Here is an 11203-nt window from a genome sequence, read left to right as displayed (position 1 = left end):
CGAATTCCTCTACGATGATCACCATGGTCGGTCTGTATAGATCACTGAAGGAAATCCGCAAGGAGCGCAGCGACGCGCTCCGGGAAGTCCTTCGGCCTCAGGTCGCGGCAGCTCTTGCGGCGTTGCGATCACACGGCGTGAAGGTTGAGGCGATCGGGTCATTCGCGAAGCCCGGGGCCTACTTCGATCCAAACTCTGACATCGATCTGCTCGTGGAGGACGCCGCGGGTCAAAGCGACCTTGAGATCTGGCGGATGGCCCGAGAGTGGATCAAGGACGTCGAGGTGGACGTCGTCATGGCGGAGGCTTTGGACGCGGAGATGTTGGAGTTCATGAGATTCGGAGTTCATGATGAGTGAGCAAGCCATTGCGGCGATAGTCAAGCGCGCCTTGGGTCGTCTCGAAGCGGAGCTCGAGGCGATGGACGAGGACCATCGTGGGTTCGAAAGGACGCGCACCGAGGGCCCGACCTTCTATTCGGAGCGTAGCCATGCGTTGGCAATGGCCTCGCATATCCAAGGCCTGTACTCGCAGGCCGAAAACTTGTTGAAGCAAGTAATGGAGCAGCTCGGCGATGAGCTTCGCAAGACTGAAGCATGGCACAAGCAACTGCTGGAGATTGCTGCTGTCGAAGTCCCAGGCGTTCGCAGCGCCATATTGAGCGAACAGGCTTTTGCAGGTCTCGAATCGATGCTGCGGATGCGCCACGTCATCAGATCGAACTATGCGGGAGACCTCAAGCCCGCCCGAATTCTGGAGTTCATACCGGATGCAAGGGCTGCGATCGAGCACACCATCAGCGACCTTCATGCCTTTGCAAACGGACTGATCCACGGACCTGATGACGCGCCCGCTCTGACTCATCCTGCGCCGAAATAGGCTGGCGCGCGATTGAATCTATTGTTTCGATCATTGTTGCGCTGCGAACTAAAGAGCGCGACAAAGCGGACGGCGGACGCTTGCCTGCAGAGTTGAAGAGGAGGAGGTCCCGCGCGATCTCTCGCGCAGGTCGCGGCGACACTGACCAGCTGGCGTGCCGAGACCTGGAGGGAGCCGTGACCGGCCCAGGCCGTCTTGTTTCGTTTATTGCTTCGCTGCGCAACAAAGAGCGCAACAATCCCCCGCCGCGAGGATCAAGCGGCGGCGTCGGCGGTGAGCTGACTGAGGGCGAGCTCCGCGGCGGCACCCTTCGACGCCTGCTTCGATGAGGCCGCGGCCCGGGCCTCGAACGTGCCGCCGGCCAGATCGAGGCGAACCACACACTCGAACGCGCTCGGCGTCTTGGAGATCTCGACGTACTCGTAAGCTGGGAGCGGCCGCCCGGCCTTCTGCGCATATTCTTGGAGCAGCTGGATCGAGCGGCCCCGATCGCTCGCCGACGGTGCCGGCGCCGGGGTCGCCGAGCTCGTGCCGGCCTGAGCAGTTACCGCCGCGGGAGCGGGCGGGGCCATACGAGGCTCGACCTGAATGGCGCGCGCCTGACGCAGCACGAGCTGCACGAGTAGCGCCTCGGCAGCGAGGGCTTCAGCGCGGCGCTTCGCCGGCGTCGGTTCGGAGCGTGCCGAGAGGGATTCCTCGCCGAGGCCCAGTTCGGCTGTGCAGACGAAGGCAGGTGCGTTCGACGGACCAGTCGACGTGCTCGCGAAAGACGGCGTGCCCAGCCCATGCTTCTGGCAGAACTCCAGGAGCGCGCCCTTGGGGTTCCCGTTCAGGGGAGCCTGAACAGCAGCAGCGTGCTGTTGCGCGGGACCCGCCGTGGGGACTGCGGGGGAAGAGGAGGGCGCGTCGCCTTGCGTACGGTTCGGCCCCGGCCGGGCTACACCCATCAGATCGCAAAGCGCCAGTAGCGCGGCCGCCTGCTCGGCTGCCTTCTTCTTCCCGTTCGTGGCCACTGCGCTGTAGGTCAGGCCGCGTTCGGCGTCGCGCATCGTGGTCGTCGCCTTGAAGGATGGACCGGTCCGGCTCGGGAACTCCTCGAAGTGCACCTCGAAATCACTCAACAGGTCGATGGCGCGCGCATGGTGCAGGAACGACACGGCCGCGGCCGGCTTGGCCCGGATCATCGAGATGAAGCCTTCGGCAACTGCTGGTGGCAGGGCGGCGCGGCCCTCGATGAAGCGTACCGAGATCTTGTCGGCCAGCGTGCCGGCGGACATGCGGCGAAGCAGCTCGTCGACCAACGCCGGCGCGAAGTTGCCCGCAAGGCCCGCCTTCACGGCCTGGCCTAGCTCGTTGTCGGCCAGCCCGCGCAGCGCATTCAGGGCGTTCGCTTCCAGGGCAGCCTGTGTCTTTGCGAGCACCGGCGCCTTGTAGAAGTTGGCCGTCTCGGCCGCAACAGCTTCCGAGGCCTCGAGCAGCTCGTTGCTTATCGCGGTCAGCTTGTCCTGTGAGTAGGGCAGGGCGGTGCCTTGGATCAGCGCAACGAGCTGGCGCTGGTCCACCAGGTCGGCGTAGCGGCGCAGTGGCGAGGTGATATGGGCGTACGCGGGCACGTTCAATCCGTAGTGGCCGGTGAGAGTGCTCGTGTAACGCGCCTTCTGCGCAATGAGGTTGAGCCGCTCGGTTGCGGCCGCGGTGGTGGCATGACCGCCCGCGATCCACACCTCGAAGGATTCCGCCGCGGCGAGGCCTCGTGGCGCAGAGATCCGCGGCTCGTGGGATCTATATAGGAAGGGGACGTCGCTCCTGGCGGCGAGCTCGGCGACGGCGGAGTTGGCCGCGATCATCATCTCCTGCACCAGCAGGTGCCCGACCATCTCGCCGGCGGAGAAGTGCTGCACACGCCCCTCCTCGTCGGTGAGAAGCAGCTGTTGCTGGTCGAGGAAGGCGAGCGCGCCGCGCGCGCGCCGCTGCTTCAGGAATCCCCGTGCAATCGCGATCGCATCCACCATCGCCTGGTGAAGCGGGTGGGACTGGTCGGACGCGACGGATGGCACATCCTTGTATGAGAGGCGCTGCACCACGGTGATCTCGCGCAGGGAAGGGCGGGTGCCAACGTGCCGGCCGGCCTGGTCGAGCTCGAGGTCGATGAGGACGGCAGATCTGGGAACACCAGCTGTCAGCGTCGCCCGGTCCTCAGAGATCGAGCGAGGGAGCATGGGGCTGGTGGCCCGACGCCCGCGATAGATCGTCGCGCCTTGCTTTCGGGCCGCGAGGTCCTCGTCGCTTCCGATCACAACGTGGGCCGAAGGGTTGGCGATGGCCACGCGCACCGTCCAGCCGGAGTCGTTCCTGGCGATCCCGATCGCGTCGTCCAGATCGCGGGAGTGTTCTGCGTCGATGGTGAAGAGGGCGATGTCGGTGTGCATGGAATCATTGTGCGCAGAGGGGAAGGTGCGCCGTCAAGGATGAAGCTCGCGTCGGCCCGCGGGCAGGCAAATCAAAAAAAGACGTCGTCGCGAATGTTTCGAGTATTGTTGCGCAAGCAGATAAATTCCGCAGCAATAGTGCAGCGCAAATGAGAATTTTGCGCCGTGCCAGTCAGAGCGAACTAAAGGCAACATGGCGATCCTTCCCCCACCACCCGGCTCGGCAAAGCCTGCCGCGCCAGCTCGCCCGCAACCCGCGGAGCAATCGGGCGGCGGCGGGACCGCTGCGCTCATCGAGCGTGCGCGCACGCTGCGCTTCCAGTTCGACCAGAAGGCTCGCGCGCAGTCCGTCGTGGCCCAGGCGGCCCGCGCCGCAGCCGACGCCGCCGCCGTCACGACGCCGACCGGCACAAGTCCCACGAAGCGCGCGGTCAAGTATGACGTGAACCAGCAGGAGCTCATCGACGCCAAGGACCACATCGTCATTGGCGAGGCCGTGGCTGGATCGGGCAAGACGACCACCGCGGTGGGCTATGCGGCGGCGCGCCCGCGCGAGAAGATGATCTACCTGTGCTTCGGCCGTGCGAACGCTGACGAAGCCCGCCAGAGATTCCCGTCGAACGTCGACGTGTACAACGTCCACAGCCTGGCCTTCAACGCGGTGGGACGGAAGTTCAAGGACCGCTTGGTCCAATCCTGGCGCCCGCGCGACATCGCCGAGCAGCTCGGGGTGGAGAACCGAATCGCCGGCTGCATCGGGAAGACGCTCGCCTCGTTCTATGCCAGCGTGGACTCCGAGATCAACGCATCGCACCTGGCGGCCGTGGCCGATTGGGGCCTGACGCCGCTGGAACAGGAGCTCGTCCTCGGCCACGCCCGCGGCGCCTGGCAGAGGATCATTGCCCCCGGCTCCAAGATGCCGGTCACGCACGACACGTACCTGAAGCTCTGGACGATGTCGGGCCCGCGCCTGAACTACGACTGCATGATCCTGGACGAGGCGCAGGACACGAATCCGCTCACCGAGCAGTTGGTCATCGCGCAGCTCGATCGCTGCCGGCTCCTGGCCATCGGCGACCGCCACCAGTCGATCTTCGGCTTCCGTGGCGCCACCAATGCCATGCAGAACCTTCGCGCGCTCGAGGGAAGCCGCGTTGTGACGATGCCCCGCACCTGGCGCTTCGGCCCGAGGACGGCGGACGTGGCCAACAAGATTCTGCAGAACCTGAAGGGCGAATCGATCGAGATCCAGGGTATGGGCAAGGACACCGGTTGGGGCCGGCAGTCGACGCTGCTCACCCGCACGAACTCGGGCCTCTTCGAGGAAGCTGTCTCCCGTCAGGGTCGCGGCGTGCACTGGCTCGGCGGCGTCGAGAACTACAACCTCGACGTCATCGTCGATGCCTACAACATCTGGGCACGCTCGCTGCATGCGGTGCGTGCGCCGTTCATGAAGCGGTTCCGCTCGTGGAATGAGTTCGTCGACTATTCCGAGTCGTCGCGCGACACCGAGACCCGCATGCTCATCAAGGTGGTCGAGCGCCACGAGCACAAGATTCCGCAGCTTGTTGCCCAGGTGAAGAAGCACGAGGTGAGAGATCCGGCTGCGGCCAATCTCACCATGACCACGCTCCACAAGTCCAAGGGCATGGAGTGGGACTGCGTTCGCATCGGCAATGACTTCGAGTTCCTCTTTGAGGCCGAGAAGGAAATCTGCGAAACGGGCGAGCTTTCCAAGGTCACCGAACAGGAGGTGAACCTTCTGTACGTCGGCATCACGCGGGCCCGCGGCATGTGCAAGCTGAACGACGAGACCGAGCAATGGCTCAAGGAACTGCCCCAGCTGCAGGCCGAGCGCACGCGCGCTATCGAACTCATGAACAGCGTCGGCGCGGCGCGTCCTACGCACTGAACCTATGAGCGACACCATCGACACGATCACCCTCGACGGTGGCAAGTACACCGTCGAGCTGGGCCACAAGAACGGCCGCTTCTCCTTCACGGCGCTTCGCCACGGCGAGCCCTGGCGCGACATGTCCTCTGACGGCGACAACCTGATGCTGGCCATGTTCCAGCAGCTGCGCAGCCAGCAGGAACAGATCGCAAGGCTCGAACAGGCCGCCAGGCAACCTGTCCAGCGCACCATGCAACGCTGGGACGTCCGAGACGGAAGCACCCCCGCGCTGGAGGCTGAGCCCACCTACACGATGACCATGGATGCCGACAAGGGCCTGATCGAGATCCGGCCAGCCGGCATTGCCGATGATGACCTCGACGGCCTGCCCCAGTTGATGGTGGCGGTCGAGATCAGCGGCGGCGTCCCGCGCGCCTACGTCTACAACGACGTTCTCGACGGCGAGGTGCTCGCCGAGCACATTGCGCTTCCAGATGGCAACCTGGTTGGCCACCTGCACGCCGAACTGGACGTCAAGGCCATCGGCGAGCTGCTGCGCTCGCGCGCGGCCGCTGCATCCCAGTCCCCCGACTCTTCCGAGTCCGACCAGGCGCCGCGCGCCTGATCGCAGTTTTCCCATCAGCAACACGGCATCACTAAAGCCGATCACCCAGGAGCGACAGCATCATGACGACCACCACGTCCACCCTCAGATTCGGCTTCGCGCCGCGCGCCGCAGCGCCCACCGCGGCGCCCGCTGCTGCACCGGTGGCGAGTGCGCCCGTCGGCCAGCCGACCACCACCAGCACCGCGCCCGTACAGGAAGCCGCAGTCGTCGCCCAGGCCGCCGCCGCCGCAACTGGTGAAGCGAGCCAGGCGCCCGTGGTCGCCACGGAAGACATCACGATCATGCTGCCGATCGGCGGCCGCCAGGGCCAGGTGTTTGGCGGCGTCTTCGGGCGCATGGAAGGCGACAAGTTCCGCACCGACCCGCTGCTCAAGTCCATCTACCTGCTCGAGCTGATCGACGGCGCCGTGCCGGGTGGCGTTCGTGACGACGAGCGCGGCGAGATGCTGGAGCAGATGGGCGGCATCCCCGAGACGGTCACGATCTCGGTGCCGAGCGACCTGGCCGCATCGTTCAAGGCGACGCTCGCCAATCTGAGCGGTGCCCGCTGGCAGCAGCTCTACGAACAAGCCGGCGCCAGCGTCAACTCGATGATCAGGTTCGCGCTCAACAACGAAGCCCGTGTCGCTCGCGAGACCGTCGCCCAGATCGCGCGCACCGGCGGCGAAGTCTTCACCGTGCAGGTGGCCGAGCCAAAGGAACTGCGGTTCATGATGATCGCCGGCGACGAGTACGACGACTACGATCGCGAGCTCTCGGGCGTTCCCCAGGCCGTCGCAGGATCGCCTGTGGTGACCGCCGTGGCAGGCGAAGTGGCCGATGCAGCGTTGGGGCAGGAGACCCTCGCGAGCGCCTGTGGCGGCCGCCAGGAAGGCGACACGCTCAGCTATACCCACATCGAGCTTTTCACGGTCGTGGCGGAGAGCGCCGAGAACGCGGTGAAGGTGCAAGCGCTGGTGCCGGCTCAGCTGATGATCCGCACTGCGATGAGCGCCAGCGATGTGATGGTGAACGGTCAGCCGTATGTCCTGGCCGCCCCGTTGCTCGAAGACGAAAGCTCGACGGCCGACGCCCCGCGTTAACCTGAAAGCGGGACCCTGCTCGTCATCGTCCTGACTGAACTATTTCCAGTTAGTACACCGTGACAAGTAGCGTTCGCGAATCGAAAAACCGCTCAAAACCTTGCGGAAATCGAGAGGTTCAACGGACAATGACGCGCAAGGGGAGCCCTTCGGGGCCACCCAAAGGTAAAAATTCGAAGGTTATCGGCGACTCGCGAGAGCGGGTGAGCCAGCCCCGCAGCACCAAGACCAGGGAGATGATTCGGCCCTGGTAGCGGTGCGTTACGGAGTAGTTGTGCGCCTGCTGTCAGGCGAGCCAGAAACACAAGGGCAAAAAAAAAGCGAGCACCGGAAAAATCCAGAATGCTCGCCGCAGGTGACCAAGTCACCGATCAGGACAGAAGGGGAAATCGAGAGCGGGGAGCCGCACCTGACACACACACCAACTGATCACCAACCGTTGCCTCGGTACCGAGGAAGATGCCTTAAGGCGGTCTCTCAGTACCAGATAGCGGTGCGGGTTAGGGGTGAAGGACGAAGTCTCATACCAAACCAGCGCCACCAAAGAGTGTGAAAAACACCAAAGGGCTTAACTTGGCGCAATTATGGTAGAGACTTCGACCAAGTGTCAACGCGACTCTCTCCTCGCGGCGACTTTTTCCGTCCAGATCGGCTCTCAACGAGTCATCTGCGGCGCCATCCTCTGCGACTTAGGTCAGACTTAGGCCAGACTTCTACCAAGTAGTAGGAAAGTGGAACTGGGCTGATTTCGCCGATGACCCCCTCCGCGAGGGGCGCTGAGCAAGTCGATTGAAGGTGCGGGCCTCGGGCCCGGCATTCTCGTGGATGGCCTTCTGGGCCACCGGCGCTCGCTCGTTTGCGTGCGAGCAGTGCAAGAGAGCGGTGTTCTATTTGAAGATGATCTGGACGAAGCGTTCGGGTCAGCGCTGACGTCGGTGCAAGTGGGCGGGGTTCATGAGACGGCACTCGCCTATGGCGTGCACGGCCTGACCCCGCAGGAGCAGTCTCGGTTCGGATACATGGCAGTGCTGAACCTGGGAGCGGATGCGAAACGCCGCCAGTCCATGTACCACGTGTCCATGCTTCAAGAGGTCATATCCGCGGCCGAGCGCATGCGCTTGCCCGACTTCTATGCGAGCAATGCCCTGTTCGCGAGTGAGAGATCTCGGCGCTCCTGGAACGTCAAGAGCATGCAGCTGTGCTGGGTCGACCTCGATTGCTACTCGCAAGGAATCGTTCCGACGGATGAGTTCGTGGAAACGCTTCTGGCTCGCGCGCACTTCGCAGGGATACCCCACCCTAGCCATATCGTCTCCTCGGGCCGCGGTCTCTACCTGAAATGGCTTCTCGACAAGCCAGTTCCCGATACCAAGAAGGAGGACTGGAAGCTGGTTCAAAAGATGTTGACCCAGCTCTTCGTCGATCTCGGCGCCGACGTCAAGGCGATCGATGCCGCGCGCGTTCTGCGAGTGGTGAACACAGTCAACGGAAAGGTATCTGGGAGGGACGATAGGGGCGACGGTGGGCTGGTACGTGTCGTGTGGGACAGCCACAGGCGTCACTCATTCGAAACGCTGTTCGAGGCCGTCAACTTGTTCGACGAGCAGACGACTATTGCGATTTTGAAAGCCGGGGCGAAGGTCGGCCATCGGGTCGGCGCCAACGCTTTCGTGCCGAACTTCACCCTGCCTCCCGGATACTATGGCAATGTCGATCGCCTGACGGCCTTCACGGACGCGCATCACGACAGGATGGCTCGCTTGGGAAGGAATGGGAAAAGCGGGCGCTTTGATCTGCCACTGTCGCTGGCCAGAGCCCTTGACCTCCGAGATCTGGCGATCATGCGTTGCCGGGCTAGTGGCTCAAGGGGCATTCCAGAAGGCAGCCGCGACCTTTTCCTGTTCTGGCTCGTGACCATGTTTGCGCAAGGCGGGGTGATCAATTCGGGTAACGTGTACGAAGAAGTCAGCGACCTGATCCAAGCCTTCGATGGGGTCGGGCTGCAGGGGCCTCGAGGATTTCTTCACCCGCAGCAGTCAGGTGCGCTGAATACGCTGATCAACCGCATTAGGGCGAGCGAAGCAGGTCACCGCGTGCGGTTCGCGGGCGGCGAGTGGGACCCACGCTACACGCCTTCGAACGACTACCTGATCAACGTTTTCGGGATCACCAGCGACGAGATGACTGGCCTGCGGACAATCATCGACCAGAACGAGAAGCGCGCCCGCGCTGATCGCAAGGTTGAGGGTCGGGCAGAGCGCCGTGAAGTCCGCAGCTCCTGGCAGGCGGATGCCCTGCGCATTCGTGACGAACTGTCCGCCGCGCGCGAGGCCGGGGACACCTCCGTCCCCGAGCGGAAGGTGGCGTCATCGATCGCCGCCAAGCTCAGCCTGGAAGCTCAGACCGTGCGAGCGTTTCTTCGCCGACACGACGACGCGGCGGCGCTCAAGGAAGCGCGAAAGGCGGGCAAGGCACCGCCACGGGTCTACCGCAAGGAAGCTGACCTCAGCCCAGAGCAGCTCGAGGAGCGGAATCGGCGCAACGCGAAGCGCAAGCACGCGCGCCTGGTCTCGGGGATCCGCAAAAACGGGTACCTCGGCGATGGAAGCCCAGAAGACGTTCAGGCCTGGTTCGATGCGAAGAAGGCGGCCTTTGAAGTGGAGATGGCGCGCAACGCAGCCGCCGTCATCGAGGAAGCCCAGGCGAAGCAGGAGGAGGGCGTTCGCAGAATGAACGCGCAGCTGGAGCGGCTGATGCGCAGGGTGACTGAGAACGCCGGCGTCCCCAATGCCAACGACGCCTTCGCGAATGGGGAAGCCCCGGCCAGCCAACCCGCGCCGGGCGAATCGGAGAGCATCGTCCCGGACGAGCATGACCAAGATTTGTTCGTGTCGCCGGAAGCAGAGGCTGTATCCAAAACAATATTCCGCGAAATAGATCGGCTGCGGGACAATTTGAGGAACAAGGACTCTCCGTCGATCATGAACACGCTACCCATCTCGCCAGCGAGCCCAGTCGAACCGACCGCCGTCGCCAGTGGGGCGGGGAAGTCGTCCAAGCGCGCTCTGCTGGACAAGGCCCGCAAGGCCCAGGCGAAGGAGGCGTTGCCGGCGAGCGCAATCTATCCCTCGGTCGGCACATCTGCCGCCCTACCTGCTGGGGCCGCGCCGGCCGCCGCTACGCCCATCGCCACGAGCGTGATCCCCCCGGATCTGCTCGAACCGTGGGGTGAAAGTGCTGCGGACGAGCCTGAACAGGCCGGGATGCCGGATCTCGATGATGGCTACCTGGATTCCTTCGCGGACGGGGATGCGCCAGCGGTGGGACAGCCGCCGGCGGCTGATTCCGCGCCGGCCGCTGGCCCGGCCGCCGGGGCCTCGCGACCGCTTCAGGTGCTGGCGTTCGCTCGCGGCACGAAGCCGGGGTCTGCAGCCGCGGCGCCAGGCCGAGGGTTTGGCTTCACCCGCCCTGCATCGCCGCCTCCGGTATCAGGCGCGCCGGCCCGACCGGCTGCGGCGGCGCCTGCAGGGTTCTCCCTGCGCAAGCCAGCCGCGCTGCCGTCAAAGCCTTTGGGGTTTGGCGCGCCAGCCCGCCTCTCAACCGGCCAGGCGAGCGTCAATGGCCAGTCGCAAGACTTCGCCAAGCTTTTCGACGAGCCGCACTACGGCGACGACGGCGTGCCCGCCACCTACCCGGCCTTGGACGTCTGGCCCAGCAACGATCTTCCCGCTGGCAGTCGCTACACGCCGGGGGAATGGGCCGGCGCGCGCAAGCCCGACGAAGAGCTTCCGAATGGACACGTTGTGGTCGAACTGCAGGTTGGCAATCCTCTCCGCTCCGCGCTGATCAAGGTGCCGCGCAAGGCTGCTCCACAGTCGAGCGAGAAGGCGGTTGCGAGCACAGTGGTGATCAACGGGAAGGTGGTCAAGCAGGAGCCGTATCGAGGCATTGACGACCCGATGGCCGATGCAATCGCCGACACGATCGTCGTCTCCAGGAAGTCCCCCATCGCCCCGGAAGTGCGGGGCGCGGTCGAGGGAGGCATCGAGATCGCGACGGGTGGGGTGAGCTCGTACTTCCGGATCATTCGCCCGCGAAGCCACTACACGGACCCGGACAAGTTCATCTACATCAACTCGAAGCTGCACATGAGCCGCTCACTGAGCGAGGCAGGCGCGCGAATGGCTCCGAAGGCGCCAGAGGCCCTCGCGGACGAGACCGTGGAGCGGGGCGAGCACGAGCAGATCGAGCAGGAAGAACTCGAGGCGGCGGAGGCGCCCCGGGGCTGACC

7 protein-coding genes are annotated in these 11203 nt (G+C 64.4%); 6 read left to right on the top strand and 1 reads right to left on the bottom strand.

Features of this window, described 5'->3' with window-relative positions:
* Positions 1 to 14: 14 nt before the first annotated feature.
* Entirely contained in the window at positions 15 to 359 is a 345-nt protein-coding gene (locus A8M77_RS20170; protein ID WP_086923294.1) for a nucleotidyltransferase domain-containing protein, read from the top strand.
* Positions 352 to 879, top strand: a complete 528-nt coding sequence (locus tag A8M77_RS20165) for a hypothetical protein (RefSeq protein WP_143694675.1) — start codon at positions 352 to 354, stop codon at positions 877 to 879. Before A8M77_RS20170 ends, A8M77_RS20165 begins: the two co-directional genes overlap by 8 nt.
* A gap of 254 nt (positions 880 to 1133) precedes the next feature.
* On the opposite strand, the gene A8M77_RS20160 is transcribed toward A8M77_RS20165, so the two are convergent.
* Positions 1134 to 3308, bottom strand: a complete 2175-nt coding sequence (locus tag A8M77_RS20160) for an RNB domain-containing ribonuclease (protein ID WP_086923292.1) — start codon at positions 3306 to 3308, stop codon at positions 1134 to 1136.
* 193 nt (positions 3309 to 3501) lie between these two features.
* On the opposite strand from A8M77_RS20160, the gene A8M77_RS20155 reads away from it, so the two are divergent.
* The 4 genes from A8M77_RS20155 (at position 3502) to A8M77_RS20140 (ending at position 11201) form a co-directional block, all read left to right on the top strand.
* Complete coding sequence (locus A8M77_RS20155; protein ID WP_086923291.1) at positions 3502 to 5220, top strand: UvrD-helicase domain-containing protein; 1719 nt, start codon at positions 3502 to 3504, stop codon at positions 5218 to 5220.
* Positions 5221 to 5224: 4 nt separating this feature from the next.
* Complete coding sequence (locus tag A8M77_RS20150) at positions 5225 to 5827, top strand: hypothetical protein (RefSeq protein WP_086923290.1); 603 nt, start codon at positions 5225 to 5227, stop codon at positions 5825 to 5827.
* 62 nt (positions 5828 to 5889) lie between these two features.
* Positions 5890 to 6912 carry a hypothetical protein gene (locus tag A8M77_RS20145; RefSeq protein WP_086923289.1) on the top strand — a complete coding sequence of 341 codons (1023 nt, stop codon included), beginning with the start codon at positions 5890 to 5892 and terminating at the stop codon, positions 6910 to 6912.
* A gap of 821 nt (positions 6913 to 7733) precedes the next feature.
* A complete protein-coding gene (locus tag A8M77_RS20140) occupies positions 7734 to 11201 on the top strand; it encodes a hypothetical protein (protein ID WP_143694674.1) in 3468 nt (1155 codons plus the stop codon).
* Positions 11202 to 11203: the final 2 nt, after the last annotated feature.

It is taken from the genome of Variovorax sp. JS1663 (assembly GCF_002157355.1).
In the GTDB taxonomy this organism is placed as follows: domain Bacteria; phylum Pseudomonadota; class Gammaproteobacteria; order Burkholderiales; family Burkholderiaceae_C; genus Variovorax.
Note: the sequence above shows the minus strand (reverse complement) of the source record. Positions and strands in the feature narration are given on the sequence as shown.

What these genes read in the sequence shown, in the direction of transcription:
- A8M77_RS20170 (WP_086923294.1), top strand. Translation starts at nt 15, where the DNA reads ATGATCACCATGGTCGGTCTGTATAGATCACTGAAGGAAATCCGCAAG.
- A8M77_RS20165 (WP_143694675.1), top strand. Translation starts at nt 352, where the DNA reads ATGAGTGAGCAAGCCATTGCGGCGATAGTCAAGCGCGCCTTGGGTCGT.
- A8M77_RS20160 (WP_086923292.1), bottom strand. Translation starts at nt 3,308, where the DNA reads ATGCACACCGACATCGCCCTCTTCACCATCGACGCAGAACACTCCCGC.
- A8M77_RS20155 (WP_086923291.1), top strand. Translation starts at nt 3,502, where the DNA reads ATGGCGATCCTTCCCCCACCACCCGGCTCGGCAAAGCCTGCCGCGCCA.
- A8M77_RS20150 (WP_086923290.1), top strand. Translation starts at nt 5,225, where the DNA reads ATGAGCGACACCATCGACACGATCACCCTCGACGGTGGCAAGTACACC.
- A8M77_RS20145 (WP_086923289.1), top strand. Translation starts at nt 5,890, where the DNA reads ATGACGACCACCACGTCCACCCTCAGATTCGGCTTCGCGCCGCGCGCC.